Annotated in this window: 23 protein-coding genes and 3 tRNA genes; 9 read left to right on the top strand and 17 right to left on the bottom strand. The window is 67.8% G+C overall.

Annotated elements, in window-relative coordinates; translation table 11 throughout:
* Nucleotides 1-61: 61 nt before the first annotated feature.
* A complete protein-coding gene (locus Acor_RS01010; protein WP_155334562.1) occupies nt 62-2,020 on the bottom strand; it encodes an alpha/beta hydrolase in 1,959 nt (652 codons plus the stop codon).
* A gap of 211 nt (nt 2,021-2,231) precedes the next feature.
* Here Acor_RS01010 and Acor_RS01005 point away from each other — a divergent pair, with 211 nt between their 5' ends.
* A complete protein-coding gene (locus tag Acor_RS01005; protein ID WP_155334561.1) occupies nt 2,232-3,701 on the top strand; it encodes a phytoene desaturase family protein in 1,470 nt (489 codons plus the stop codon).
* 171 nt (nt 3,702-3,872) lie between these two features.
* On the opposite strand, the gene Acor_RS01000 is transcribed toward Acor_RS01005, so the two are convergent.
* From Acor_RS01000 to Acor_RS00990, 3 genes are all read right to left on the bottom strand, one after another.
* The gene (locus Acor_RS01000) at nt 3,873-5,414 is read right to left on the bottom strand and encodes a M28 family metallopeptidase (RefSeq protein ID WP_246238331.1); all 1,542 of its coding nucleotides are present in this window, start codon (nt 5,412-5,414) and stop codon (nt 3,873-3,875) included.
* A 225-nt stretch (nt 5,415-5,639) separates the two neighbouring features.
* On the bottom strand, nt 5,640-5,996 hold the full coding sequence (locus Acor_RS00995) for a hypothetical protein (protein ID WP_155334559.1): 357 nt from the start codon (nt 5,994-5,996) through the stop codon (nt 5,640-5,642).
* 130 nt (nt 5,997-6,126) lie between these two features.
* A complete protein-coding gene (locus Acor_RS00990; RefSeq protein ID WP_155334558.1) occupies nt 6,127-6,675 on the bottom strand; it encodes a MarR family winged helix-turn-helix transcriptional regulator in 549 nt (182 codons plus the stop codon).
* A gap of 131 nt (nt 6,676-6,806) precedes the next feature.
* Here Acor_RS00990 and Acor_RS00985 point away from each other — a divergent pair, with 131 nt between their 5' ends.
* Nucleotides 6,807-7,739, top strand: a complete 933-nt coding sequence (locus Acor_RS00985; RefSeq protein WP_155334557.1) for an NADP-dependent oxidoreductase — start codon at nt 6,807-6,809, stop codon at nt 7,737-7,739.
* A gap of 30 nt (nt 7,740-7,769) precedes the next feature.
* On the opposite strand, the gene Acor_RS00980 is transcribed toward Acor_RS00985, so the two are convergent.
* Nucleotides 7,770-8,228 (bottom strand): hypothetical protein, encoded by a 459-nt coding sequence (locus Acor_RS00980; protein ID WP_155334556.1) that lies wholly within the window; start codon nt 8,226-8,228, stop codon nt 7,770-7,772.
* 278 nt (nt 8,229-8,506) lie between these two features.
* A tRNA-Val gene (locus tag Acor_RS00975) sits at nt 8,507-8,578 on the bottom strand.
* A 500-nt stretch (nt 8,579-9,078) separates the two neighbouring features.
* Here Acor_RS00975 and Acor_RS00970 point away from each other — a divergent pair.
* Complete coding sequence (locus Acor_RS00970) at nt 9,079-9,495, top strand: SsgA family sporulation/cell division regulator (RefSeq protein WP_155334555.1); 417 nt, start codon at nt 9,079-9,081, stop codon at nt 9,493-9,495.
* Between the two features lie 84 nt (nt 9,496-9,579).
* Nucleotides 9,580-10,977 (top strand): LVIVD repeat-containing protein, encoded by a 1,398-nt coding sequence (locus Acor_RS00965; protein WP_246238330.1) that lies wholly within the window; start codon nt 9,580-9,582, stop codon nt 10,975-10,977.
* Here the strand turns inward: Acor_RS00965 and Acor_RS00960 are convergent.
* The 4 genes from Acor_RS00960 to hutH form a co-directional block, all read right to left on the bottom strand.
* On the bottom strand, nt 10,974-11,579 hold the full coding sequence (locus tag Acor_RS00960; protein WP_155334553.1) for a DUF305 domain-containing protein: 606 nt from the start codon (nt 11,577-11,579) through the stop codon (nt 10,974-10,976). The two genes, Acor_RS00965 and Acor_RS00960, sit on opposite strands and share 4 nt — an antisense overlap.
* Nucleotides 11,576-12,406 carry an aminotransferase class IV gene (locus Acor_RS00955; protein ID WP_155334552.1) on the bottom strand — a complete coding sequence of 277 codons (831 nt, stop codon included), beginning with the start codon at nt 12,404-12,406 and terminating at the stop codon, nt 11,576-11,578. Before Acor_RS00955 ends, Acor_RS00960 begins: the two co-directional genes overlap by 4 nt.
* Nucleotides 12,407-12,409: 3 nt before the next feature.
* Nucleotides 12,410-13,402, bottom strand: coding sequence for a chorismate-binding protein (locus Acor_RS00950; RefSeq protein WP_155334551.1), 993 nt, complete (start codon nt 13,400-13,402; stop codon nt 12,410-12,412).
* A gap of 207 nt (nt 13,403-13,609) precedes the next feature.
* Nucleotides 13,610-15,184, bottom strand: coding sequence for a histidine ammonia-lyase (hutH, locus tag Acor_RS00945; protein WP_155334550.1), 1,575 nt, complete (start codon nt 15,182-15,184; stop codon nt 13,610-13,612).
* A 91-nt stretch (nt 15,185-15,275) separates the two neighbouring features.
* Between hutH and Acor_RS00940 the strand changes: the two genes are divergently transcribed.
* Nucleotides 15,276-15,347 (top strand) — tRNA-Gly (locus tag Acor_RS00940).
* Nucleotides 15,348-15,357: 10 nt separating this feature from the next.
* Nucleotides 15,358-15,432 (top strand) — tRNA-Val (locus Acor_RS00935).
* A 272-nt stretch (nt 15,433-15,704) separates the two neighbouring features.
* On the opposite strand, the gene Acor_RS00930 is transcribed toward Acor_RS00935, so the two are convergent.
* The 6 genes from Acor_RS00930 to Acor_RS00905 all read right to left on the bottom strand — a co-directional run bounded on the left by Acor_RS00930 (nt 15,705) and on the right by Acor_RS00905 (nt 21,170).
* Nucleotides 15,705-15,878, bottom strand: a complete 174-nt coding sequence (locus Acor_RS00930; RefSeq protein ID WP_155334549.1) for a hypothetical protein — start codon at nt 15,876-15,878, stop codon at nt 15,705-15,707.
* 343 nt (nt 15,879-16,221) lie between these two features.
* The gene (locus tag Acor_RS00925; RefSeq protein ID WP_170316748.1) at nt 16,222-16,962 is read right to left on the bottom strand and encodes an alpha/beta fold hydrolase; all 741 of its coding nucleotides are present in this window, start codon (nt 16,960-16,962) and stop codon (nt 16,222-16,224) included.
* Nucleotides 16,963-17,328: 366 nt separating this feature from the next.
* Nucleotides 17,329-18,864, bottom strand: coding sequence for a CARDB domain-containing protein (locus Acor_RS00920; protein WP_170316747.1), 1,536 nt, complete (start codon nt 18,862-18,864; stop codon nt 17,329-17,331).
* 229 nt (nt 18,865-19,093) lie between these two features.
* Nucleotides 19,094-19,942: a sugar phosphate isomerase/epimerase family protein gene (locus Acor_RS00915; protein ID WP_155334546.1), complete on the bottom strand. Its 849-nt coding sequence runs from the start codon at nt 19,940-19,942 to the stop codon at nt 19,094-19,096.
* The gene (locus tag Acor_RS00910) at nt 19,939-20,955 is read right to left on the bottom strand and encodes a Gfo/Idh/MocA family protein (RefSeq protein ID WP_170316746.1); all 1,017 of its coding nucleotides are present in this window, start codon (nt 20,953-20,955) and stop codon (nt 19,939-19,941) included. Before Acor_RS00910 ends, Acor_RS00915 begins: the two co-directional genes overlap by 4 nt.
* Before the next feature lie 14 nt (nt 20,956-20,969).
* Nucleotides 20,970-21,170: a hypothetical protein gene (locus Acor_RS00905; protein WP_155334544.1), complete on the bottom strand. Its 201-nt coding sequence runs from the start codon at nt 21,168-21,170 to the stop codon at nt 20,970-20,972.
* 249 nt (nt 21,171-21,419) lie between these two features.
* Between Acor_RS00905 and Acor_RS00900 the strand changes: the two genes are divergently transcribed.
* Nucleotides 21,420-22,886, top strand: coding sequence for a transposase (locus tag Acor_RS00900; RefSeq protein ID WP_155334543.1), 1,467 nt, complete (start codon nt 21,420-21,422; stop codon nt 22,884-22,886).
* Between the two features lie 56 nt (nt 22,887-22,942).
* A complete protein-coding gene (locus tag Acor_RS00895) occupies nt 22,943-23,824 on the top strand; it encodes a GAF domain-containing protein (RefSeq protein WP_155334542.1) in 882 nt (293 codons plus the stop codon).
* An 18-nt stretch (nt 23,825-23,842) separates the two neighbouring features.
* Here the strand turns inward: Acor_RS00895 and Acor_RS00890 are convergent, their stop codons facing one another.
* A complete protein-coding gene (locus Acor_RS00890; RefSeq protein WP_155334541.1) occupies nt 23,843-24,505 on the bottom strand; it encodes a TetR/AcrR family transcriptional regulator C-terminal domain-containing protein in 663 nt (220 codons plus the stop codon).
* A gap of 95 nt (nt 24,506-24,600) precedes the next feature.
* Here Acor_RS00890 and Acor_RS00885 point away from each other — a divergent pair, with 95 nt between their 5' ends.
* Nucleotides 24,601-26,094 carry an FAD-dependent monooxygenase gene (locus Acor_RS00885; protein ID WP_155334540.1) on the top strand — a complete coding sequence of 498 codons (1,494 nt, stop codon included), beginning with the start codon at nt 24,601-24,603 and terminating at the stop codon, nt 26,092-26,094.
* The last annotated feature ends 14 nt before the right edge of the window (nt 26,095-26,108 follow it).

The raw sequence follows: 26,108 nt of genomic DNA, 5'->3' as shown, positions 1-26,108 counted from the left end.
CCGCCCCCCGCGTCACCCGCGGGCGGGGATGTCGCGGCGATTCTTTGCCCCGGGATGAGGATCAGGGCGCGGTGGCGGCGATCCGCTTCCCGCCCGAAGATCCGGTGAGGGCGATCACCGCATCCGGCTCGTAGTCGTCGTATGTCACAGTCACGGTCGCCGTGAGCCCCTGGTCATCGACCACATCGAGGGTGGCCGTGACATGCCCGGTCTCACGGTTCCATTTGCCGGATCCGGACACCTTGACGTCGTTGGTCCAGCGGACATTGCGGAACGTGAGCGAATAGACCGGGTCGTCGCCTTCGACGCGGAACGTCCCGCCACGCAGGCCGACACCGCTGTCGACCGAGACGTAGTACCACTGCCAGATCGTGTCCTCCACGACCGCCGCGCCGATGGTGGCCAGGCGGAGCGCGGCGGCCCCTGCCTGGTTCCCCGGCCCCGCCACGGCCGGTACGGCTTGCGCCCGCCTCTCGGGGAACCCGCCCACCAGCCGGATCTCGGGCATCCCGGCCGCGCAGGAGGCGTCCAGGAGCTGGGCCGGCTGGCGGATGAACTTGCGCACCAGCCCTTCGGCGCAGCCGACGTAGTCCACCATGGCGGACACGTGGATCATGTTCGCGACCTGGACCCACTGCGCGTGCGGCCCCATCTGCTCGGCGACCCGCCGCCCGTCGGCCGGGGTCGTGAGCGAATCCAGCTCACCGGAGAGCACCAGCACCGGCAGCGACAGAGGCGCGATCGGCGTGCCGGACACGATCGGCGGGTCGTCCACCAGCGGCTTCGGCCACTCCAGGCAGGAGTCGAACTCCTCGGCGCCGCTGCTCGTCCACTCCGCCACGGTGAAGGGGGCGAACATGCCCTCCGGGAGGGCGTCGACGGCCTGCTGGTACTGCTGGACGCGGTTGCCCGTGTACGCGAACGGCTGCGGGTAGTCGTTGCAGTACACGGCGGAGTACAGACCGGCCGAGAATTCCGCCGTCGGCCCCGAGTCGTCGTTGGGGAAGATGCTTCGGGCGGTCAGGCGGAGGATCGGGCGTTCGTCGCCCCGGTCGAGGTAGGCGCGGATCGCCGGGACGAGTTCACGGTAGACGCCGCTGTCGGGTCCGGCGGCGATGACGAGTTGTGCCATGGTGTCCACGTTCACGGTGGCCTGGACCAGCGTGCCGTCCGGATTCTCGGTCTGCCCGGTCACCGGGGTGTCGCGGACCGCCGCGACCATCTCCTCGACCGCGGCCCAGCCGGCGCAGCCGGTGGAGCGTTCGCAGGCCACGTCGAAGGCGGTGCGGGCGGTTTCGATGGCGTCCGGGTAGAAGGGGTCGGCGTCGAGGACCGGGTAGGCCGCGTCCAGGGTCACCGAGCGCAGTCTGGCCGGGTAGCGGGAGGTGAAGACCTGGGCGAAGTAGGTGCCGTAGGAGTCTCCGTACAGGTCGACGCGGCCGGTGGAGAGCAGGTCGAGCAGGCGGGCGACGTCGCGGGCGGAGTTGGCGCTGGTGTAGAGGTCGCTGGCGTGGACGTAGGAGCCGTCGGGGCGCTGCCTGGTGTGGTTGAGGCGGCGTCCGCAGGCGCCGACCGCGTCGATGTAGGCCTGGTTGCCGTCGGCCGTGGTCGTGTTCTGCAGTCGCGGGCAGCGGACCGGGTCGGATCGGCCGGTGCCGCGCAGGTCGGCGATGAGCACGTTCCTGGTTCTGGTCAGCGGGCCGAGCATGTCGCGGTAGTCGTCGCGGTAGTCGGTGGAGGAGTATCCGGGGCCGCCTTGGACGGCTAACACGGTTCCCTGGGCGTTCTCGGTGGCGGGGAACCATTCGAAGTAGATTCCGGTGGTTCCGGCGGCGGGGTCGCCGTAGGAGAAGGGCACCTGGATGGTCGTGCACCAGGCCAGGGCGGAGGTGTCGCACGGTGGCAGGGTGAGCGATCCCACCGTGATCGGCGCGCGGTCGGCCGCCAGCGCCGGCGGGGTGAGGGAGCCGAGACCGACGATGAAAGCCGCGATGACCGCGACCGCACGCAAGGGGGACATACCTCAAGACGATCTCCCCGGGAACCCCTCGCCGTCAATATCCCAATTGAGCGCTCAGTCAGGATTGGTGTAGATGACCATGGATTGTATGCTTGGAATACGACATCGCGCACGATACTGTCCCCGGCATGACGTGCCCTGAGTGCCACTGGCAGACCGGCCTTTGACTCGACTCCTGTGACCCGTACGAATCCCAGGAGAGGACCAATTCATGCGTTACGACGTCGTCATCGCCGGAGGCGGGCACAACGGCCTGGTCGCGGCGGCCTATCTGGCCCGCGCCGGGCGGCGGGTACTGCTGCTCGAACGGCTAGGCCATCTCGGCGGGCTGGCCGTCTCGGCTGAGGCGTTCCCGGGCGTGGACGCCCGGCTGTCGCGTTACTCCTACCTTGTCAGCCTGCTGCCGACGAAGATCGTCAATGATCTGGGGCTTTCGCTGGAGCTCCGGCGGCGGCGGGTGGCCTCCTACACCCCGGCCGGCGAGACCGGCCTGCTGGTCGACAACGACTCGCCCGAGCGGACCGCCGCGTCGTTCGCGCGGGTCGGGTCCGCCGACCTGAACGCGTGGAACGAGTTCCACGGGATGTTGTCCCGGGTCGCCGCGCGGGTCGCCCCTACCCTGCTCGAACCTCTGCCCGGCCGGTCGGCGCTTCGGAAGGCGGTCGACGACGACGCGGCCTGGCACGACCTGTTCGAGCGGCCCATCGGGCAGGTGGTCGGCGACCGGTTCCGCAGCGACCTGATCCGCGGCGTCATCCTCACCGACGCGCTGACCGGCACGTTCGCCGACCCCGGCCATGACCTGCTGGCCAACCGGTGTTTCCTCTACCACGTGATCGGCAACGGGACCGGGGAGTGGACCGTCCCCGTGGGCGGCATGGGCGCGGTGTCCGGGGCGATCGCCGGAGCCGCCCGCGCCGCCGGAGCCGAGATCAGGACCGGCTGCGAAGTCCTGCACGTCGACCCCGGCGGCGAGGTCACGTTCACCGACGGGACGGCGGAACACGTCGTCTCCGGCGGGCACGTCCTGGTCAACATGCCTCCCGACGCCCGGCAGGAGGGCTCCCAGCTCAAGGTCAACATGGTGCTGTCCCGCCTGCCCCGGCTCAAGGACCCGCACGTCGACCCGGTCACGGCGTTCACCGGCACGTTCCGGGTCAACGAGAGCGGCTCCCAGCTGGCGGCCGCCTTCGCGCAGGCCGCGCGCGGGCTGATGCCCGAACTGCCGCCCTCCGAGATCTACTGCCACTCGCTGACCGACGACTCGATCTTCGGGCCGTCCCTGCGCGGCACCGGCGCGCAGACTCTGACCCTCTTCGGGCTGTGCATGCCCGCCCGGCTGTTCAGCACTCCGGCGGACAAGGAGCTCGCGGTGGCCAGGACCCTCGCGTCGATCAACAGCGTGCTGGCCGAACCGATCGAGGACTGCCTGCTCGCCGGGCCGTCGGGCGAGCCCTGCCTGGAGGCGAAGACACCGGCCGACCTGGAACGCGAGGTCGCCCTGCCCGGCGGGCACATCTTCCACGGGGACCTCTCCTGGCCGTACGCGGAGGACGATCACGGCCCGTGGGGTGTGGAAACCGAACACCCCCGCATCCTCCGCTGCGGCGCCAGCGCCCGCCGGGGCGGCGGGGTGAGCGGCATTCCTGGTCACAACGCGGCCATGGCGGTCCTCGGCTGACGCCAACGAAACCACGGCGATCCTCGGCCGACACCAGCGCCGAAGTGGCGAACCTCAGCTGATACCAACGCCGCCATGGCCGCCGTCAGCCGACATCGATCGTGCGCCCGCGGGGGTGGCGGGCGCACGATCGTGCTGTTCCGTGTCGAGCGCGTCGGGTCTGCCGTGGGTCTAGCGGCGGAGCTCGCCGTGCGCGTCCGCTTCCGCGGGTGCCGTCTTGGCGGCCGTGCGGGCGGCGGACGCGGTGTCCGGGCCCGGGAGGTCGCGGCTGAAGGCGTACACGACGGCGGCGGTGGCGATCGCGCCGGTATTCAGGGCGAGTGCCTTGTCGCTGATGTTGGCGATCGTGTCGCAGGCGGCGTGGTAGCAGGGGTCGTAGGCGACGCCGGCGGTGCCGCCGAAGAGTGCCGCCTCCTCGGGTGTCTTCACTCCCTCGGCGCCGGTGAACAGGCCACCCGACGGGATGCCCACGGCGATGAACGGTCCGTAGTCGGAGCGCCCGTCGAAGTCGGTGCCGACGTGGCCTTGGCGCAGCACGTTGAAGTAGCCCTCGAAGAGCTTCTCGATCTCATCGGATCCGGGCGGGCCGGCGGGAGCGCCGGTCGCGTCGGAGTCGTCGCCGTCGTACAGCTTGAGCGCGTAGTTGGGCGAGCCGATCATGTCGTAGTTCAGGTAGAGCTTGATCTTGCTCAGCGCGGCCGGGGCCAGCGTGGTCACGTAGTGCTCGGAGCCGAGCAGGATGAGCTCCTCCGCGCCCCACCAGGCGAACCTGAGCCGGTTCTTGGTCGGGATCTTCCCGAGCGCCTCGGCCACGGCCAGGATCGCGGCGCTGCCGGATCCGTTGTCGTTGATGCCGGGCCCGGCGGTCACCGAGTCGAGGTGAGCGCCCGACATGACGACCTTGTTCGGGTCACCCCACTTGGAGTCGGCGATCACATTGTGCGTGGTGCGGATCTCGCTGATCGTGTCGGTGCTGACGCGCAGCACCGTACCGGCCGGGGAGGCCAGTTCCTCACCGACCGCGAAGCTGGTCCCGACGACCGGAATCGTCACCGGAGTACCCAGATTGCCCTGCAAGGTGGCGGTACGGCCGGGCTGACCCTCGTTGAAGATGATAACCGCGGACGCTCCCGCCGCCTGGGCGTTCTGCGCCTTGACCACGAAGTCACAGGTGCCACGCTGGAGCAGCGCGATGTTCCCCGCCACGAATCCGGCGAAGTCGGCCGCCTCACACCCGGAGTTGGAGGTGCTGGGGGTCGGCCCCGGCGGCAGGACGAGGTCCACGTTCTGCAGAGTGCCGGTCACGTTACCGGACCCCGAGTAGGTCATGGTGGCGAACTCGCCGACGACCGAGCCGTCCGGCGGGGTCGGCGCGTACACCTTCGGATCGGGCGAGAGCTGCTGCAGGGCCGCGGTCGACTTCTCCTCGAAGTAGGCGAAGTCGAACGGCTGCATCTGGACGTTGTATCCGGCCTTGCGCAGCTTGCCCGCCACGTAGTTCGCGGAGGCGTCGTACCCGCTGGTGCCCGCCGCGCGGGTTCCCCCGTTGGCGTTGGCGATCGACTGGAAGGCCTGCAGGTGCTTCTTGACCGGCGACGAGCCGATGGAGGAGATCAGCTTCTTCTCGGACGAGCTCGGCGACGGGGCAGCCTGAGCCGGGGAGACGAGGGCGACGGGAAGCGCCAGCACCATACCGATCGTGACGGTACGCACCAGGCCTCTACGAGGGGATAACCCCATATGGACTCCTCTTACTGGACGGAACGGGAGGATTTCCGCCCATTGCGGTGAACCGCACTCGCCCGATCCGACAGACCCAGTAAGACCTATCCACTCTGTTGTGACAAGATCGCGACATCGGGGCGACGGACACGGAAGCGGCCCCGTGACCGCTCCTACACGATCACGGAGCCGCTTCCGCCTCAGCTACGTGCCGGTTCAGTTCTTGATCGTCCCCGTGTGGCCGAGACACCCGGTGATCTTGAGGTAGTACCGGCCGTACAGCCCGGGGATCGTCTTCGTGACAACCTGGCCCAGGGCGACCACGCCGGAGCCCACCTGAGCACCGTTCCCGGTGTCGAAGACCTTCCAGCCGCCCGCGCAGATGTTGTTCCCGCGGGCCTCGATGTGGATCTCGTGGTTACTGCTGGGCGCAATGGTGCCCGTCTTGCAGGAAGAGACCACAATCCGGCACCAGCTGCTGGCCGCGGTCGCCGGGCCCGTCGTCACGACCAGGGCGGCGAGCGCCGTCGCGCCGATGACAGCCATCTTCCTGCTGAGCGAGTTCCCTGACACTGAAGGCGTCTCCCTTGTGGCTCGAGGTCACGGCATACCTGCCGCGCTGTTCGCCTCCAAGGTCATCTACGTCGGTATAAACCCCGTATATCCGTCGTATAGGAAGATATTTCGAACCGCCCCGCCCGGTTCAGTGCTGCGTCGTGGCCGGAGCCGGGGAGGTGGGGCCGGCGGGGCGCTTGCGGGGGGCGGCGGAGCGGGGTGGCTGGGCGCGCATGTGGTCGCGGACGCGGGTCATGATGTCGCCGAGTTGGCGCAGGTCATCATCGGTCAGGGGGTCGAGCAGGAGGCGGCGGACGACCTGAATGTGCCCGGGCAAGAGGCCACCGACGAGGGCCAGCCCTTTTTCAGTGATGGTGACCAGGGTGGCGCGTTCGTCGTCCGGACTGGAGCCGCGGGTGATGAGGCCCGCTTTCTCCAGCAGGCCCGCCTGGTACGTCAGACCGCTGCGGCTGTAGACGACGCCGTCGGCCAGCTGCGTCATGGTCAGCTGGCCGTCGTCGGCGGCGAGGCGGGCCAGGAGCTGGAACTGCACGGAGCTGATGTCGCCTTCGGCGCGTAGCTGCTGTTCGACGTGGTGCTGGAGCAGGCTGACGGCCTCCATGAGCACGAAGTAGGTCCCCAGTTGCTGTGGATCGAGCCCCTGTGTGCCGTCGGTGTCGGGGTGGTTGCCGGTCATTCCCCCAACGTACCGGTTCGAATTCAAAGCACTGTGACGAGCGTCACTCACCCAAGGAGTGATGCTTCAAAGTCGAAGCAAGCTATTCTCTCCACATGCTTCAACTTCGAAGCACTAACTGAGGAGAGAGCATGAAGGCAGTGCGTTACCACTCCTACGGCGACAGCGACGTCCTGGTCTACGAGGAGGCGGACCGGCCGGTCGCGGGCGCCGGGCAGGTGGTGGTCCAGGTGGCCGGCACCTCGCTGAACCTGCTGGACGTCGCGATCCGCGCGGGCATCCTGCGGCAAACCGTCCCCGTGACCTTCCCGCACGTACCGAACTGCGACATGGCAGGCGTCATCACCGAACTCGGCGAGGGCGTGCGCGGCTGGAACACAGGGGACGCCGTGGTCGCGATCCTGCCGGCATCCGCGCCCGGCGCCGCCGCCGAGTACGCCGCCGCACCCGCGGAGGTCCTGGCCGCCGCTCCCCGCACCGTCGCACTGGCCGACGCCGCGGCACTCCCCTTGGCCGGGCTGACAGCCTGGCAGGCACTGTTCGAACACGCCGACCTGAAGCCGGGCCAGAGCATCCTGATCAACGGAGCGGGCGGCGGGGTGGGCGGGTACGCCATCCAGCTCGCCGCACGGGCCGGTGCAACCGTGACCGCGACCGCCAGCCCGCGCAGCCTCGACCGCGTCCGCTCCAACGGCGCCGACCGGATCATCGACTACACCGCCACCCCCGTCCTGCAGGCGGTGACCGAGCAGCGGTTCGACGTGGTGCTCCACCTTGTACGCAACAGCCCGGAGGAGACCGCACAACTGGTGAACCTGCTCACCGACGGCGGAACCTTAGTCAGCACCACCACCCCTGGCCCGGAGAACGCCGGACGCGGCATCCGAACAGCACAGGTCTTCGTACGCAACGACGCCGCCCAGCTCGCCGAACTGGTCGCCCGCGTCGACGCCGGGCACCTGAAGATCCAGGTGTCCGACCGACGACCACTGACCGACCTGGCCACCGTCCACGACCAGGCCGTCACCGGCCGCCTGTCCGGCAAAACCGTCCTGACCCCCTGACGCACCACCTACCGCGCGACTCCATCAGCCCTACGACACGCGCGGTTCGGGTCCGCCAAACCGCACCAGGCGGCTCTCCACTTCCCTACGGAGACCGAGCGGGAGCATATCCGAAATGTCAGAGTAATAGTGGGCAAGTCCTTCCAGGACACCCTCCTCCACGACCTCTGTCACAAAGCTGATGCTGGAGCTCAGCAACTCAAGCAGCAACGAAGATATGATCTCGATTCGGCGAATGTCATCGTCTTCGATTGCTTGAAAGAGATCCTCTGCGACGACCCTTATGTATGACGCGAGGGAAACAAAGGTGCCAGGACCTTCAGCGCTGGCAGCGGCCTCTATGCGCCGGAGCACGAGATCGAACTCCGGCAGCCAGCGCACGATCACACCGCGAACGTAGGGCCTGTCATCAGGAACATCGTCGAGCGAGCCATCAGCCATCGCGCGCATTGCCACCTCGAACATGGTCTCGCCCTTTTCGTCAGTCACGGATCACCACCAACATGGATCACCCTCAGTGAGGCCGTCCGAACGCAGCAGGCGCTGATGCGGCAAGCGGAACTGGAGCGCCGCAGGGGACAGGGCGGTGGTGTCGGCAGGCCATGCCGTGGCTTGGCGGGAGAACGCGGAAGTTCTCGCATCAATCCGGGCGGAAGTGCCGCTCGTGCCGGATAAGCAAGATCACTCCTGCTTCGCTCCCAGAATCGGACATCCTGGACACACAAAGAGGCCGCTCCCAGCGTGGGAAACGACCTCTGACCTGCGTGTGGGCGATACTGGGATCGAACCAGTGACCTCTTCGGTGTGAACGAAGCGCTCTCCCGCTGAGCTAATCGCCCGGGATGGTCGGAACCGTTGGTCCGACGTGGAAAACCATACCGCACTTCGGTGGGTGGTGGCGAAGGCTGTGGGATGGGTAGAGGGATGGCTGTGGGTGAGGGGATCGTCGCGGAGCGGTGGAATGTGGCCGGTTCTGGCGGTGTGAGGGGCAGCACACCACTAGTTGGGGCGCATCGTCACCGAAAGGTTCTCTGGAGTGCGGCGGCGTGGCGGTGTGTTGTCATAGCATCGTGATGCCCCACACTCGACCAATACGCACCACCTGAGACTGATACACCCGTCCCCCGGACACGCAAAACCCTTGCAAACATGCACCTGTTGGTGAGCGTTTGTGCAGGTAGTTGCCTAAATGTCTAGCTGTGAACTGCGTTACAGAAGGGCCTGAGAGCGGAATCTTTCCTACAGGTTCCTTCGTTCCGCGTCATAGCTCGGGACGTAGTCCGTGTGAGCAGTGAAAGCCCCGTTGAGGGGACCCGACGACGAAAAGGTTTGGCTGACGATGCACAGCACCACCGTCTCTGCCGAGCTGGGCCTTCGGCTTGTGGTCCCTGACCGTACTACCGTCCCCCTGCTCGCCGGTCTCAGCTACACCGCCGAGGATCCGTACGCCATACGCATGGCCTTTCACGTGGGGAACGACGAGCCGGTCGAGTGGATCTTCGCCCGTGAGTTGCTGACCGTCGGCATCGTGCGGCGGGTGGGTGATGGGGATGTCCAGGTCTGGCCGGCGCGGTCGGATGGGGAGCGCACGCTCAACATCAGCCTGACCTCGCCGTTCGGGCAGGCCCTGTTCGAGGTGCCGCTGGCGCCTTTGACCGAGTTCCTTCACCGTACGTACGAGTTGGTGCCCGCCGGGCGTGAAGTCGACTTCATGGACCTGGACGAAGAGTTGACCAACATGCTGTGGAGCTCCTGAACTGTTACCTATTCCCGACACGACCCCTGCTTTGCTGACATAGCGTCCTGTCTGGAGATAGGGGGCACCAACATGGGTCGTGGCATGGGCGGAACTCTGCTCGTGGCGGCGTTACTGCTGACGGCGTGCGCGACGCAGGCGTCGGAGGATCCGCCGCCGAAGCCCCCGATCGCCACCGCCGACACGATTCCCCCCGAAACGGGCGACGCGCCCGCGGTCGACGACATCAAGCACAGCGACAACGTCAAGCTGATCGCCAACGTGCCCCTGGAGGCTCCGTTCGACGGGCCGCAGGCATGGGGGACGGATCTCGCGTTCCAGGGCACGTACGCATATGTCGGGAACTATGAGGGCTTTACGGTTTTCGATATCGCTGATCCGGCCAAGCCCAAGGTGCTGTCGCGGACCGTCTGCCTGGGCGGGCAGAACGATATTTCGGTAGTCGGGGACCTCCTCTTCCTTTCGGTGGATTCGGCCCGGAGTGACGACACCTGCCAGGGGCAGGCGACGGATCCGCGTTCGCCGACGGCCTGGGAGGGGATCCGCGTTTTCGACATCTCCGACAAGGCCAAGCCGGAATACGTGACCTCGGTACGGACCGACTGCGGGTCGCACACCCATACGGTGATTCCTGGTGAGACGTCGGTGTACGTGTACGTGTCGTCGCCGACCTCCGCGCCGGACCCGGAGAACTGCCCGCCACCGCATCAGAACCTGACCATCGTCGACGTTCCGGTGCAGAACCCCAAGGCCGCCCGGGTCGCCGCGAAGCCGGATGTCTTCCAGGAACGGCCGGGCGCAAAAGCGGATTCCGAGCACACTCCAGCCGGATGTCACGACATCACGGTCTATCCGGAGCGGAAACTGGCGGCGGCGGCGTGCTTCGGGGACGGCTTCCTGCTGGACATCAGCGACCCGCTACTGCCGAAGACGCTGCAGGTCGTCCGGGACGACAACTTCGCGATCTGGCATTCGGCGACGTTCAACAACGAGGGCACCAAGGTCGTCTTCGGTGACGAGCTGGGCGGGGGCATGGCTCCGACCTGCGACAAGAACGTGGATTCGAAGCAGGGCGCGAACGCGATCTACGACATCGTCGACGGCCGGAAGCTCGAAAAGCACGGATATTTCAAGATTCCGCGGGCGCAGACCGCCAACGAGAACTGCGTGGCGCACAACGGGTCGTTGATCCCGGTGCCGGGCAAGGATGTCATGGTGCAGGGCTGGTACCAGGGCGGGGTCTCGATCTGGGACTTCACCGACTCGGACAAGCCTCGCGAGATCGGATACTTCGAGCGCGGGCCGCTACCCGATGGGAAGCCGCTCGGTGGGTCATGGTCGGCGTACTACTACAACGGTTACATCTACTCCAGTGACATCACCAAGGGCCTGGACGTGCTGGAGATCACCGATCCGCTGACCGATCCGGCCAAAGCCGTGAAGATGACCGAACTCAACGCGCAGAGCCAGCGGTCGTATTAGAGCAGATCGCGCATTCTGGCGATCTCGATGCGCTGGCCGCGGGCGACGTCCGTGGCCAGGATGCGCATCAGGCGGTCGTGGCCGTCGCGGAGTTCCTCGGCCGCCATGGTCAGGGCGCCCTCGTGATGCTTGATCATCAGGGTGAGGAAAAGCCGGTCGAAGGCGGCGTCCCTGGACGTTCTGAGGGTGTTCATCTCCGGCAGGGTGGCCATGCCGTACCCATCCGGATGATCGTGCGCGGCCGCGCGGCCCAGCGCGGTGAGCCACGAGGTCAGCACCGCGATCTCCGGGCGCTGGGCCGCCTCGACGCGGCGGGCCAGCGCGGTGATCCTGGCGTCGGCGGTACGGTCGGGGACCAGCCCGGCCATCTCCAGGGCCTGGCGGTGATGCGGGATCATCATTTCGGCGAACCGGACATCCGCGCCGGTCGTCTGTGACTCGTTCGTCCCGACCCGCTCCCCCGGCGACGCCGTACGGCCCTCGCCGCCGGGCCCGCTCGGCACCACCACCGGCGCGCCGGAACCGGCGATCAGCGGCGTTTCCGGCGTGGTCGCCGAACAGGCGGCGAGGAGCACGGCGGCGAGGGCGACGGCCGCTCTCACGGGTCGAGATCGTCCGCCGAACGCGCGGCGAAGGCCTGCATGGCGGCCAGCGTGATCGGGCCCGGCGCCTGCGGCAGCGCCTTGCCGTCGACCCAGCCGATGGGCTGGACGTCGCGGGTGGTCGAGGTGAGGAAGGCCTCCTCGGCGTCGTACAGCGCGGAGAGGGAGATGTCCTCTTCGACGCCGCCGCACCATTCGAGGGTGAGTGCCCGGGTCACTCCGGCCAGGCAGCCGGACGCGAGGGTCGGCGTGATCAGCCGCCCGCCGATCACCAGGAAGATGTTGCTGCCGGTGCCCTCGCACAGGTTTCCGGCCAGGTTCTCGAAGATGGCCTCGCCGCCGCCGCGCTCCTTCGCGTAGGCGAGGGCCTTGGCGTTGTCGCCGTAGGAGGTGGATTTGACGCCGGACAGGGCGCCGCGCTCGTTCCGCGGCCAGGGGACGACGACGACCTCGGCGGCGGCCGGGAACGGCTTCTGCTCGCCTACGATGATGATCGTGTTGGTGCCGTCGCCGCCCCGGTCGGAGCCGAGCGGGCCAGGACCGCTGGTGTAAGTGACGCGAATGCGGCCGAGCGCCCACTGCGGGGCGGCTTCCAGGCACTGCCGGACCCCGTCGGCGATGGCGGCGAGGTCGGGTTCGGGGAGATCGACCCGCTTCGCGGACAGGGCCAGCCGGTCGAGGTGGCGGGTGAGCGCGAACGACTGCCCGTTCATGCACTTGATCGTCTCGAATACGCCGTCGCCGACCATCAGTCCGTGGTCGAAAACGGAGACGACCGCCTGCTCCGGTGCCAGCAGGTCACCGTTGACCCAGATGGGGACACTCATTACCTAACCTCCATAGGACGCCAGACCGATGAGCCGTTCGGCCTTCAGTTCGGTCTCCCGCCACTCCAGCCGGGGATCGGAGCCCCAGGTTATGCCCGCTCCGGTGCCGAAGTGGATCTCTTCTCCGGAGATCCAGAAGGTGCGGATGCCGACCGCCAGCGCGGCCTCGCGCCGATCGGCGTCCACCCAGCCCACCGCCCCACAGTACGGCCCGCGCGGCTCTGGTTCGAGCCGATTGATGATGCGGAGGGCCGAGGATTTGGGAGCCCCGGTGACAGAACCGGGCGGAAAGGTCGCGGCGAACAGCTCCGGCCAGCCCGCGGTGGTCCTGGCCCGGACGGTCGAGACGAGATGCACGAGCCCCGGATGCTCCTCGACCTCGCAAAGCGCGGGAACGGTCACGGATCCGACTTCGGCCACCCGGCCCAGGTCGTTACGGACCAAGTCGACGATCATCACATTCTCGGCGTAGTCCTTTTCGAGCAGGTCGTCCGGGGTCGCACCGGTTCCTTTGATCGGACGTGACTCAACCATGTCGCCATTTTTACCGAGATAGAGCTCTGGGGAGGCGGAGATCACGGCCAGCCCGGGGACGCTGATCACGGCCTGGTACGGAGCGGGGTTGCCCTCCGCCAGCAGGACGGCGAGAGCGAGGGGGTCCGGGTGGCTGGGAAGGGGGGCGGACATGATCCGGCAGAGGTTGGCCTGGTACACCTCGCCGCGTTCGATCTCGTCACGGATGCCCTGGACGGCCCGCTCGTACCCCTTCTGGTCGAGGGACGAACGCCACGAGCCTGGAGAAGGTCCCCGCCATGGACGGAGGGGGGTGGGGAGCGGCGCTTGCCGTACCTGGTCGAAGCGCGCGCAGGTGACCTTTCCTTCGAAACCGACGACGACCGCCCACCAGCCCTCGGAGTCGAGCGCCGCGAGGTCCGTGGTCACATCCCGCAGGCCGGTGGCCAACCGGCCGCCAACATGGGCGAATGCGTCGTACATCCCGCCATTCTCCCAGCCCCTTCCGAGCGCGTACGCACCCGTGGGTTGGCTCACGGCGGCCCTGCCCGCCCTCCGCCCCGGCACCCTCGTGGTGGAGATGTCCACGATCGGCCCGGCCGCCATCGGCCGAATCCGTGCGACGTTCTGTCCGCGCTGGGCACGGTACGCGAAGTGGGTCCGACGATCGCGCTGGCCCTGACCGAACTCTCAGGCCAGCGGCCCGATGACGGCCTCGACGGCCGCGACGAGTGATCCGTCGGCGACGACCCGTACCGTCGCCTCGATCTCCGGCGCGAGGAACCGGTCGGGCCCCGGCCCCGCCACGGACTCGCGCAACAGCGCCACGGCCGCGCCCGTACCCGCCGCCGGCCGGTACGGCTCCCGCAGTTCGATCCCCCGCGCCGCGGTCAGCACCTCGACGGCGAGCACCCGGCTCAGCCCGTCAACCGCCCGCCGCAACTTCCGCGCGGCCGACCAGCCCATCGACACGTGATCTTCCTGCATGGCGGAACTGGGAATCGAGTCCACACTCGCGGGCACGGCCAGCCGCTTGAGCTCGGACACGATGGCCGCCTGGGTGTATTGCGCGATCATGTGCCCCGAGTCCACCCCCGGGTCATCCGCCAGAAACGCGGGAAGCCCATGATTCCGCGCCACATCCAAGAACCGGTCGGTACGCCTTTCGGACATCGACGCCAGATCCGCAACCGCGATGGCCAGGAAATCCAGGACATACCCCACCGGAGCGCCGTGGAAGTTGCCGTTGGACTCCACCCGCCCGTCCGCGAGCACGACCGGATTGTCGATCGCGCTGTCCAGCTCACGCCCGGCCACCATCGCCGCGTGCGCGACCGTGTCCCGGGCCGCGCCGGCCACCTGGGGCGCGCACCGCAGCGAATAGGCGTCCTGTACGCGCGTGCAGGTGCCGTCCCGATGGGATTCCATGATCCCCGAGCCGTCCAGCAACCGCCGGAGGTTGGCCGCGCTGGCCGCCTGCCCCGGATGCGGGCGCAACGCCTGCAGATCGGCACCGAACACCCGATCCGTCCCAAGCAGCCCTTCCACGCTCATCGCGGCACTGATATCCGCGACCTTCAGCAGCCTGGTCAGATCCTCGATGGCGAGGACCAGCATCCCGAGCATCCCGTCGGTCCCGTTGATCAGCGCGAGCCCTTCCTTGGCTGCCAGCTCGACCGGCTCGATCCCGGCCTGCTTCAACGCCTCGGCGGCGTCCATGAGCACCCCGTCCGCGTCCCGGACGACGCCCTCCCCCATGATCGTCAACGCGACGTGGGAGAGGGGGGCGAGGTCCCCGGAACACCCCAGGCTGCCGTACTCATGGACAACCGGCGTGATACCCGCGTTGAGCAGGCTCTCCAGCACGCGCGCCGTCTTCGGGCGAATCCCCGTATGTCCGGAGGCCAGGGTCCGCAGCCGCAGCAGCATCAGCGCCCGGGTCACCTCACGCTCGACCTCGGCGCCCGACCCCGCCGCGTGCGACCGCACCAGACTCCGCTGCAACTGCGCCCGCAGAGCGGGATCGATGTGCCTGGTGGCGAGTGCCCCGAACCCCGTCGAAACCCCGTAGGCCGGGGTCTCCCCCTCGGCCAGTTCCTCGATCTTCCCCCGCGACGCGACCATCTCGGCGACGGCCACCTCGGTCAGCCGCACCTCGGTCCCATCCCTGGCCACTCGAACCACATCCGCGAAGCCCAACGCCTCAGGCCCAACCGCAACGAACCCGTCCACTTTCACCCTCCGGAGGTAACCATCGTCAAGCATGGTAGCTCCTTACACGACTATTGATTTGGGGAGTCAGCCAGGATTCGCTAGTGTTCTCTCCGTGAGGCCGGGCTCGTTCCGGCTAGATCACGCGGAAGTGGCTCAGTGGTAGAGCATCACCTTGCCAAGGTGAGGGTCGCGGGTTCGAATCCCGTCTTCCGCTCGCAGTTCCCGGACGATTAGCTCAGCGGGAGAGCGCTTCCCTGACACGGAAGAGGTCACAGGTTCAATCCCTGTATCGTCCACCATATTCCAGCAGGTCAACCAGGGTTCCGGAGCTCCTCCGGGACCCTTTTTCGATCTTCGAAGGCCGTGGGGAGCCAAACGGGGAGCCCCTCAGGCGGACTTCTCCTGTCGGCTGCAGGGCGAGTCTCATGGGGTCGCCCGTCCCCTCACGCTGGAGGGGACGGGACGCGTCGTCATGTCTGGCCAGGCTATGGCAGAGGCGCCTATCTTCCCCTTGCAGAAGTCAGACCCGATGCCGGGCTTGGTGCCAATCTGCCCGGCGACGTCGCGGGTCCTACAGCCAGCGGAGGCACTGGCCGAGGTAGCCCGTCTCCCAGATGTAGCACCATTCAAAGACGCCGACTTCTCTCGGCATCGCCTGGGCCGGCGCGGCAACGGTGGCGCTCAGAGCCGTGGCGGCGACCAACCCCACCACGAGCGCTGATAGCTGCTTCTTCAGTCGCGACATCGAACCTCCTGCGAAATGTACGGACACCGCAGTGCACCATCTACGACTTGTGCCCGGGTGTGATCGCACTTGGATGCCCCTTGCACGGGGTCGGCTTGCCACCAGCACACTTATCGGGCGTCGGGCACCATCGCAGGATTGATCCCTTCGCTACGGATGGGCTCACACGATGCAATGTTCGGCGACGGCTCGTTTCCCGATGCCAATTAACGGCTGGAGCGCTGCCGACCGTCCCGCCTTTGTCGGCTCCTGGCAATCCGCCGAGCGCTTTCTGGTTTCCAATTAGAAGATCCAGAAATGGTCGCCGAATCTGACGCTGGATTCGTCATTTGATGGCATGGGCTCACCTGGCCGGCGGGTCGACGACCTTGGCCACCAGGGATACCACCTCGTCGAGGTGGGCCGAGGTGGTCAGGTGGCCGAGACCGGAGAAGACCCGAACGTCGAGGTTCATGGTTCGGCGCACTGCCGGTGCGAGTCGATGAGGTGGCAGGAACCGGTCATGTTCTCCGACACCGACTACACACGGCCGCTCGGCGCGACGGGCCAGCAGTTCGGCGGGCAGGGGCGGTGGGGCGAGAGTCGGGCGGCAGCAGGCGGCCATGAGGGCCATCCACTCCACCTCGGTCTCGGGCGGGTCCTCGCCTGGGGCGACGAACAGCCGGAGCATGCGGCGGGTGTTTACGGCGGTGGGGCGCAGCAGCCAAACGGCCGAGGCGAAGGCCAGTCTCGGGTCCACGCTGAGACGGATGAAGCCGGCGGGTGAGATCAGCGCCCGCGCTCCGATTCGGGGCGAGTCGGCGGCCAGGGCCACGGCGGCTCCCAGTGAATTGCCCACCAGCACAACCCGGTCGGCATCCATGGCCGCCAGAATCTCGTCCAGCACTCGGCCGTACCAGGCCAGCCGGGCCCGGCGAGGGCGGTGCGGATCGCTGAGTCCGGGCTGGCCCGGCAGATCGACCACTGTGGTCGCCCAGTGGGCCGACAGCGCCTGGAGCCACGGCAGAGCCACCGCGGCGTTGGAGCCGGTCCCGGGCACCATGACGACCCGCGGCGGTCCGGTTCCGGCGGAGGTGAGTTGCACTCGGCCGACGCTGGTGTCCAAGGTCGCGCTACTGACTGGGAAGTCCGCTCGCGCCAAGGCTTCCGAACACCATTGCCGCACCGCGCGTTCACCACGTGAGTTCTTATATACGGTCGGCATTGCGCCAGTGTGATCCGGCGGCTCGTGGTTCGTCCACCGGCGGCGAGGAATTGTCGGTGCGCCGCGTCAGCAACAAAAGCGCGCTCGGCATGAATTGCCGGGTCACATGGTCTCCCGGCGATGGCCACGTCGTCGCGGGCGGGGTCTACCTCTGCGCTTCGAGAACCAGCCCGACGTCGGGCCAGGTAAACCTGAGGGCCACCCCGACCGGAGTGGCCCTCGTGTGCTTCGCCGTACCCAGGAACGTCAGCTGCCGCAGTCGGGGACCGTGAACGTGTGGGTGAGGACGTTGTTGGACTCGCTGGACTCGGGGACTCCGCCGTCCGGGTCGGCGATGAAGGTCAGGGTGTGTTCGCCGGCCGTGATGTTGTGCCAGATGTGGTCATGGGTGTCGGGTTCGCCGGCGGGGATGCTGAAGTGGCCGCCGTCGAAGACCTCGCCGTCGGCCAGCCAGCGAATGTTGAAGAAGCCGGTCTCGGTGGTGCCGTTGTTGCTGAGGTGGGCGCGGAACGTCGGAGCCTGGCCGGGGCAGAGCGGGACGCGGCCGAGGTCCTCGATCCCCGACACCACCAGGTCAATGGTCAGGGGGGTGCCGCAGGAGACGGCACGGAAGCGCAGGCTCGCCGTGTTGTTCTCCTCGCTCAGTTCGCTGACCTGGTTCTGGGGATCCAGGGTCACCTCGATCGTGTGATTGCCCTTGGCCAGGTTGTGGAGCTGGAAGCCGGAGCTGGTGATCGTCTCCTGGCCGTTCACGGCTGCTTCCGGGAGATCCTGGGGGACGCCGTCCACGCTCCAGCGCACGGGGAAACCGGGGGTGGGGGCCCAGCCGGCGTTCGTCACGGTGGTACGGAGAGTCGGCGACGAACCCGCGCAGACCACCTCGGGAATCCCGGTTATCGGGCCTGCCTTCAGGTCGGGCCGGGCGAACTGGCCGACCAGCCAGGCGGCGGCCGGGGTGATGTAGTCGTCGTACGCGCTGCGGTGGACGCAATCAGGATTGTCGCCGCAGGTGAGGACATCCGAGATGTTGCCGGTGATCGGCGTGTAATCCGTTTCGGCCGCACAGACCATGTCCGCGTCGTCGCAGTACGTCTGGGCAGCCGGGATCGACGGCGGGATCTGCCGGGCGCCGATGATGCCGTGGATACCCTCCGGGGCCCGGGGAAGACCGAAGTCGCCCAGCCGCCAGAAATCGGCGTCGGTGAAGAGCGGGCTGGCGTACAGCACGAGGCGGGTGCGGCGCAGGGTCGGCTTGTCCAGGAGCCGCAGTCCGTCCTGGGTGGCCCAGGCGCCCTCGCTGTAGCCGGCGATCACGAACCGCTGGTCGGGGCAGGCGGCGGCCTGGGTGGAGACGCGGGCGTACAGCCGCCCCGCCCCGTCGAAGACGCTGTCGTTCAGGTCGGCCCATTTCTTCTTGAGCGCGGCCGCCTTGTTGACCAGTCCGGCGGGCATCGGCGGGGGCTCAGCCGATTCGGCCGGGTAGGGAATCGCCTCCCAGGCGACCGTGAGGCCGATTCCCTCGGCGCCCTGGACGAACTCGTCGAGGGTTCGCGCGACGAGGCCGCCCAGCGTTTCCCGGCTGGCCGCGTACTCCATGAGCTGTTCGGGCGTGGCGTTCCGTATATTTTCCGAGGATGGCGGCTCCCCCGCGCCGCGTAACCCGAAGAAGTAGACGTCGGCGCAGGTGGGTTCGCTCGCCTGGGCGCTGGGCTGGAAGATGCCCAGCAGTAATGCGACTGCCCCCAGCCCCGCCCAGAGGGCGCGGCCGTATCGATGACTCATGGTGGGCTTCCGTTCACTGAGAGGAAGTCCAGTATGAGTGGCACCCACCATTCGAGAAAGACCGCCGCGTGGAGGTCATTTAGGGTGTTATTTCAGCCCTGCCATTACCAGAAACAGCGATGAAAAATTCCATTAATGCCATTTATTCCGGGCCTTCCGAATCGATGCGCATCGCGGATTACCCGCGCGCGCTTCCAGGGCCCACCAGACAGTGCGTCAATCGTCGTGCTCAGGGGAGCTTCGCCTCGGCGTACCAGCGGATCAGATCGGCGCGTACCCGCGCCGCGTCCGTCTCATCGGCGTCCTGCACGATCACGGGAACCGGCCCGATGCGCGACAACTGCCGGAACACGGCGGGATAGTCCATCAGCCCGGCGCCGGCCGCCGAGTAGCCGGCCGCGACGACATCCTTCGCCTGGATGCCGATCACCCGCTCCCCCAGCAGGCCGACGGCCTCGTCGAGAATCTCGTCCAGATGGGGGATCGTCTGCGGCGAGAGCAGGTTGGCCGGGTCGAGCACGATGCCGATCGGGGCGCCGGCCCCGAGTTCGTCGAGCAACCGTGCCGCGAGAGGCGCGTCCGCGACGACGTTGCCCGGTTCGGGCTCGACGCCCAGCCGCACGCCCGCCGTGCGCGCCGCTTTGAGCAGGGGGTCCAGGGTGCGCCGCAGATCCGACCACGCCCGGGAAGAGGTGTTGTCCGGATGCGCTCGCCACATGTTCCGCGGGTCGCGCGTGCCCGTGCACAGCGTCACGACATCCGCGCCCAGTTCGGGCGTCCGGCTGATCAGGCGGACGGCCTGCGCGGTCTGCGCCGCGCGCAGGTCCGTGTCGGGGTGGATCACGTTGTACGTCGCCGAGACGCTGGGAATGCCCAATCCCACCGCGTCGAAGGCTTCGCGAACCGAGCCGACGTCGGCTTCGGCGTCCAGCGTGGGCCGGCCGATCGCGGCGAAGTTCCAGTGCGCGAGGGCGTACCCGGCGGCCGCGACCGCGCGGGCGACCTCATCAGGTGTCGTACGGCGGAACGTCCGGGCGAAGATCCCGAGGCGCGCCGGGAGATCACTCGCGCCGGTCACAGCTTCACCTCACCGCCGGTCTCGACTGCTTTGGCGGTGCTCTCGATCAGGCGAACCGCTGCCAGACCGTCACGGACGTCAGGAACGGGATGGCCGTCCTCGCGGATGACGCGGGCGAAGTCTTCGATCTGGCGCTCATAAGCGTCTCCGTCGGTGAGCACCGGAGTGATCACCTCACCGTCGGCGTACGCGCGAACGGCTGAGGCCTGCCGCTGGAACGGGAACGGAATGTCGGCTCGAAGCCAGCCATTCGCCCCGAACACCTCGACGCCCTCCGCGGGCAGGCCGGGAACGTCGACCGCGATCGACACGGTGCCGATCGCGCCGGTCGCCGTCGTCATGAGGATCTGCCACGCCTGGTCGCGGCCGTCCTCGCGATGCCGGGCGACCACGGAGGCCACGTCACCGAGGAGGAACCGGACAGTGTCGAAGATATGGGCACCGTGCGTGGCCAGCAGGTACCGACCGCGGTCGGCCTTGAAGCCCGCTTCGTGCCGGCCGGCCGCGGCGTCGGCGTAGACGTACGGGAACAGGGTGGCCTCGATACCCGGGCGCAGGTCGCCGATTCGATACCAGGCGTTGAATGTGCGGGCTTGCCCCAGCCGTTCCGCCACAAATCGTCGCGCGAACTGCAGGCCCTGGTCGTGTCGCTTCATCGCGCCGACCTGAAGCTTCAGCCCGGTACGCGCCACAAGCTCGGCCAGCGCCTCCGCCTCACCTGCGGTGGAGGCGAGCGGCTTCTCGACCAGGACGTGCTTGCCGGCGTTGAGTGCCTCGGCGGCGAGCGCGTAGTGGAACCGGTCGGGCGCCGCCACGATCACCGCTTCTACCGTGTCATCGGCCCAGATGTCCGCCGGATCCGTACCGGCCCTGGCCAGGTTGTAGCGCCGCGCCACACCTCGCGCCACCTCGGCGCTGGGATCCCAGACGCCCACCAACTCCACTCCGTCGGCCTTCTCCAAAGCCGGCAGGTGCGCCACCTGCGCGATGCGACCGCACCCGATGAGCGCCATTCGCACAGGTTCGCTCATCGGCCCGCCAATCGCCTCGCTCGCAACATGCTCGCTTTGTCCCCATTCTGCTTCAGGCACTTTGGCAGCTTGGTGAAGTCCTGCGCGATGCTCAGATCGTCCCGGGCCGTCTTGATCTCGTCGGAGTGGTCATCCAGGTTCTGGCCGGCCTCTTCCAGCAGCGACTCAGCCCCGCCGGTCAGGCAGAAATCGATCACTCTTTGCCCGGAAATGAGAATAATGATGCCGTTTGTCCATATTATTGGCAGATGCGCTTAGCTTGGGATTTAAGCAGGTCCGGGCATTGGTGTCGGCGGCGACAGGTAGCGCCTGATCTATGGCGTATCACCAGATAGCACGATGTATCGGACTGTGACCGTTGCGGCACGGCGTGTCGCGGACGTGGTGAGCGGCCACCCCTCCATCTTCGGTGTTGAGAGACGCCGGAGACCGAAAGGTGGCCGCAGATGTTCACTATCGCAGCCGTGCGCGAGGTGGTGGAGGATCTCGGGGCAGCCGGTCCGTCACATCTTCGTCCCCTGATCGACTTTCGTGCCGGATTGTATGGGTTGTTGTGGCGCCGGGCGGATGCGTTGTTCGAGCTGACCGATGCGATGCTATGCGCGCAGGGCCCGGTGCGCTCGCCGGTGGAGTTGTCGATGGAACCGGAGTTCCGGCGCGGACACGGCTCGCTCTACGCCGCTTTGGATCAAGGGCGGATCGAGGAGGCAGGACTACGGCGCCTGCTGCTGGGTGTCTCGGCTGCGGCCCGGCCGGGTGAGCCGCTGATGTTCGCCCTGGATGTCACACCGCATGCCCGGCCCGATGCCGAGTACGCCGACGAGCGGGTGATGGTGCAGATCAGGGGCAAGGGCGGGGGCAAGGGCGGGGACAAGTTCCTGCCCGGCTGGCCCTACAGTCCGCTGGTCGGCGTGCAGTGGGGAGCCTCCTCATGGGTGGACCCGATCCAGGCGAGGCGGATCCGACCCGGCGAAGAGCACACCGATGTCACCGTCGAGCAGATCACCGGCCTGCTGGCTGCCCTGCGGACGGGCGGCAAGCTCGCCGACGGGGATGTGGCGCCGCTGGTGATGCTGGACGCCGGCAACTATGCCACCGACCTGTCACACGCGCTGGCCCAGCAGCACGTTCAGGTGCTGGTCCGGCTGCGTGCCACCCGCGTCTTCTACGCCGATCCCGACCCCCGCCGACCCGGCGAAATGGGCGCGGGCGAGCGCCATGGCCGCGAGTTCTCCTGCTCCGATCCAGCCAAGCGGCACCGCCCGGATATCGAGATGGCCGCCGACTCGCCCCGGTACGGGACCGTGACCGTACGCGCCTGGAAGGGCCTGCACCAAAAGCTCACCCGTATCGGCCGCTGGGCCGGCCATCCCGCCGATAAGCGCCTGCCCATCGTGCGTGGAACCGTCCTGCAGATCGTCGTCGACAGGCTGCCCGACGGCCGCAAACCGACAAAAGATCTCTGGCTGTGGCATGCCGGGCCCGCCGAGGTCGACGCGAACCTGGTGGATCTGCTGTGGAAGGCCTACCTGCGTCGCTTCGACCAAGAACACTTCCACCGCTTCGCCAAGGTCTACCTGGGCATGGCCCGCGCCCACCTGGACTCCGCACAGGCCACCGACCGATGGATGCATCTGATCATGGCCGCCTACGCCCAGCTGAGGCTGGCCAGCCCACACGTTGACGATCTTCGCCGTCCCTGGCATCCGCGACCCGCACCGGGTACGCCGCTCACGCCCTACCGGGTCCGCCTCGGCTTTCGCCGTCTCCGCGCAAAGCTCGGAACTCCCGCCGGCTCACCGAAACCCACCCGGCCCGGACCCGGCCGCCCCCGAGGGTCAAAGAACCAGCCAAAACCCAGGAGACCGCCCCATCGCAAGACAGCCCCGGCCAACAACGAGCACCGAGAGTGACGGAACGGAGGTTAAATCGCAAGCTTAGTAGTGAGGGAGCTTTGGGAGCGAGCCAGATGGCAGATGTCTTGGACGGGAGACGGCAGCCCGCCGACGAGATCATGGGGCGGTTCCTGGATGGAAAGTTGACGGGGGGCGAATTGCGCGCTCCGATCTTGAATTCATGGCTGCGTTGTCAGGCGGCGGGACTCACCCCCGACAACGCCCGCCCGCGCCTGTTTCACGACCTCGATTTCGACTGCGAGGTGGTGCGCGCGGCCCGGCCCGTGTTCGAGCGGCTGCGAACCGCAGTCATGGGCACCCCGGCGGGCATGTTCCTGGGCGATGCGAATGGCGTGATATTCCTGCGCAACGTGGGTGAACCAGCCCAGGGCACGCTACTGGACGCGGTCGGCTCCGCGCCCGGCTTCAGCTACGCCGAGACGGACATCGGCACCACCGCCCTCGGCTCGGCGCTGGTGGAACGGCGAACCTGCCGGGTCTCGGGCAACGAGCACTTCGCGGAGGAACTACACGGGCTCACCGCAGTGGCCACACCGATCCGGAATCCGCTCAGCGGGCGCGTTGCCGGCGTCATCAGCGTCACCTGCCCGAACGACAGGGCGAGCATGGAGATGACAGCCCTGGCCCAGCGGTCGGCGACCGCCGTCGAGCAGCGACTACTCGAACTGAGCAGCCAACACGAGCGCGCACTGATGGAGAAGTTCCTCCGGACGAAGGGTGTCAGAGCCGGAAATGCCGCACTGCGTTCCGCGCCCCGGAACCTGTGCCGCCGCGATCGGCTCGCCCTGGAGGACGCCGCCGTGAGGCTGGTCGCGCAGGGCCGGAGAGCGGTGCTGGAAATCACCCTCTCCAATGGCCGCACCGCCACGCTCTCGGCCCAGCCGATGAGCGATTCCACCGGCATCGCGGTAGAAGTCTGGCTCACCGGCGGCTAGCGCGACCACCTGGCTGGGCTATACCTCGTGCAACGGGGCTGACGCGACCAGGCCCCTGATCAGCAGGTCCAGCATCTGCTCGAAGTCCGCCTCGGGGTCCACTCCCTCGCGCGTGTGACGCAGCAGCCTGCTGAAATTCGGCAGCCGAGCCGGGTCGACGTGGCGAATATAGGCGTCGACCTGTTGCTCATCCGCGTGGGTACGGAGGGCCTCGGTGAACCCGCCGGTGGCCTGGAGCAACGAGCCGAGCACCAGGCCGTTCACCGCGCCCAGCGCCCGCCGTACCCCCAAGTCATCGAAACCGGCCTGGAACAGCGCCCCGACCAGGCCGTCGAGCGGTTCCAGCGCCCGCGCCGAAGTCGGGTTGGACTGGTCGGTGACCAGCGCGAGCGGAACTATCGGATGACGGCTGAAGGCCCGGTACATGTTCAGCGCCACGGTGCGGACCTGTTCCTGCCACGGCAGCGCCGGGTCCGGACGCTCGACTTGGCTGAACACTCGTTCGGCGATGCCGTCGAGGATGTCGGTCTTGTTGGAGACGTGGTTGTAGAGCGACATCGCCTCAACGCCGAGCCGTTTGGCCAGCCGCCGCATGGACAGGCCTTCCAGGCCCTCCGCGTCAGCCAGTTCCAGGGCCGCGTCCAGGACCTTTTCCCTATTCAGCGGCTCGCGCCGGGCCATTCAGTGCCCCTCTCCATGCTCTGGTCGATTGACAAGCTTACGCTGTATGTATTCTACTTACGGCGTAAGCATACGCCGTAAGTAGGGAGTACGAAGTGACCGATGTGATCATCGTCGGTGGCGGGCCCGTTGGCCTGCTGCTGGCCTGCGAGCTCAAGCTGACCGGCGCGGAACCGCTGGTCCTGGAGGCGGCGACCGGCGAGGAACGCAGGACGCGCAGCCTTGGGATGCGCTCGATCAACGCGCGCAGCGTGCAGTCGCTGGCGCTGCGCGGCCTGGTGGAACCCCTCGCCGAAGCACAGTGGGCACTGTTCGAGGAACTGGCGGCCCAGCGCGACCCGGGCGAAGGCGACGTGGTCGCCATGATGGTGGGCCTGCTCAAGGAAGGGCGGGTCAGGGGGCATTTCAGCGGTCTGCCCCTGTTCGACGAGGAGGGCCGCGCCGAGTGCCTCATCCTCAAGCAGCACCTGCTGGAGAACGTCCTGGCCGAACGCGCGGCCACACTCGGAGTGCCGATCCGCCAGTCCTGCGAGGTGACCGACGTCTCCCAGGACGAGTCCGGCGTGGTCGCCACACTGGCCGACGGGCGGACCGTCCACGCGAAATACCTGGTCGGCTGCGACGGCGGCCGAAGCCTGGTACGCAAACGATCCGGCTTCACCTTTTCCGGTACGCCCCCGACCATGACCGGACGCACCGCGGTAGCCGAACTCGCCGACCCGAAGGCGATCGTTTCGTCACTGCGCAACCCCGGCGGCTTGGTGAACCTGTCGCTGGTGCCGGGCGAGATCGCCACCATCGAGTTCGACACCGCCCCCGGCGACCGTCAAGCGCCGGTGACCGCCACGGAGTTGCAGGCCAGCCTCCGGCGGGTGACCGGGCTCGACGTGGTCGTCACCCGCCTGGACACCGGCATCCGCTACAGCGACAACACCCGCCACGTCGATACGTACCGCAAAGATCGGATCCTGCTCGCGGGAGACGCGGCCCACGTGCACTCCCCCATCGGCGGCCAAGGCCTCAACCTCGGCCTGCAGGACGCGTTCAACCTCGGCTGGAAGCTCGCCCTCGTGGCCCGCGGCCTGGCCCCCGAGACCCTGCTCGACACCTACACCGCGGAGCGCCACCCGGTCGCGGCCAGAGTGCTGCGCAACACCCGCGCCCAGGTCGCCCTGATGCGGCCGGGACCACAGGTGGACGCACTGCGGGAGATCATCTCGGAGGTACTGGCCTTCCCGGACGCCAAGCGCCATTTCGTCGCGATGGCCGACGGCACGGACGTCGACTACGCCCCGGACTCGGCCGATCCGCTGGTCGGCCGCTTCACCCCACGCCTGGAGCCGCATGGAAGCACGATCACCGGACTCTTGAGAAACGGAGGCGGCCTCCTTCTCTGCGGCGGGCCCGAGCTCTGCGGCGGGCCCGAGGATGTCGCAGGCTACCGCGACCGGGTGCACGTGGCCCGAGATGTCACAGCTGGGGATGCGAAAGCCATGCTGATCCGCCCTGACGGATATGTCGCCTGGGTGGGTGAGCGCGACGGGCTCGACGGCGCACTCGCCACCTGGTTCGGCCCCGCATCGAACTGAGCCGGATGGATAGG

It is taken from the genome of Acrocarpospora corrugata (assembly GCF_009687845.1).
In the GTDB taxonomy this organism is placed as follows: domain Bacteria; phylum Actinomycetota; class Actinomycetes; order Streptosporangiales; family Streptosporangiaceae; genus Acrocarpospora; species Acrocarpospora corrugata.
The sequence above is the reverse complement of the archived record's forward strand: the minus strand, read 5'-3'. Positions and strand labels throughout refer to the sequence as shown.

Excerpts from the sequence above, each read along its gene's own strand:
- Acor_RS01010 (WP_155334562.1), bottom strand. The coding sequence starts at position 2,020 with ATGTCCCCCTTGCGTGCGGTCGCGGTCATCGCGGCTTTCATCGTCGGT.
- Acor_RS01005 (WP_155334561.1), top strand. The coding sequence starts at position 2,232 with ATGCGTTACGACGTCGTCATCGCCGGAGGCGGGCACAACGGCCTGGTC.
- Acor_RS00990 (WP_155334558.1), bottom strand. The coding sequence starts at position 6,675 with ATGACCGGCAACCACCCCGACACCGACGGCACACAGGGGCTCGATCCA.
- Acor_RS00985 (WP_155334557.1), top strand. The coding sequence starts at position 6,807 with ATGAAGGCAGTGCGTTACCACTCCTACGGCGACAGCGACGTCCTGGTC.
- Acor_RS00970 (WP_155334555.1), top strand. The coding sequence starts at position 9,079 with ATGCACAGCACCACCGTCTCTGCCGAGCTGGGCCTTCGGCTTGTGGTC.
- Acor_RS00965 (WP_246238330.1), top strand. The coding sequence starts at position 9,580 with ATGGGCGGAACTCTGCTCGTGGCGGCGTTACTGCTGACGGCGTGCGCG.
- Acor_RS00955 (WP_155334552.1), bottom strand. The coding sequence starts at position 12,406 with ATGAGTGTCCCCATCTGGGTCAACGGTGACCTGCTGGCACCGGAGCAG.
- Acor_RS00950 (WP_155334551.1), bottom strand. The coding sequence starts at position 13,402 with ATGTACGACGCATTCGCCCATGTTGGCGGCCGGTTGGCCACCGGCCTG.
- hutH (WP_155334550.1), bottom strand. The coding sequence starts at position 15,184 with ATGCTTGACGATGGTTACCTCCGGAGGGTGAAAGTGGACGGGTTCGTT.
- Acor_RS00930 (WP_155334549.1), bottom strand. The coding sequence starts at position 15,878 with ATGTCGCGACTGAAGAAGCAGCTATCAGCGCTCGTGGTGGGGTTGGTC.
- Acor_RS00920 (WP_170316747.1), bottom strand. The coding sequence starts at position 18,864 with ATGAGTCATCGATACGGCCGCGCCCTCTGGGCGGGGCTGGGGGCAGTC.
- Acor_RS00910 (WP_170316746.1), bottom strand. The coding sequence starts at position 20,955 with ATGGCGCTCATCGGGTGCGGTCGCATCGCGCAGGTGGCGCACCTGCCG.
- Acor_RS00900 (WP_155334543.1), top strand. The coding sequence starts at position 21,420 with ATGTTCACTATCGCAGCCGTGCGCGAGGTGGTGGAGGATCTCGGGGCA.
- Acor_RS00895 (WP_155334542.1), top strand. The coding sequence starts at position 22,943 with ATGGCAGATGTCTTGGACGGGAGACGGCAGCCCGCCGACGAGATCATG.
- Acor_RS00890 (WP_155334541.1), bottom strand. The coding sequence starts at position 24,505 with ATGGCCCGGCGCGAGCCGCTGAATAGGGAAAAGGTCCTGGACGCGGCC.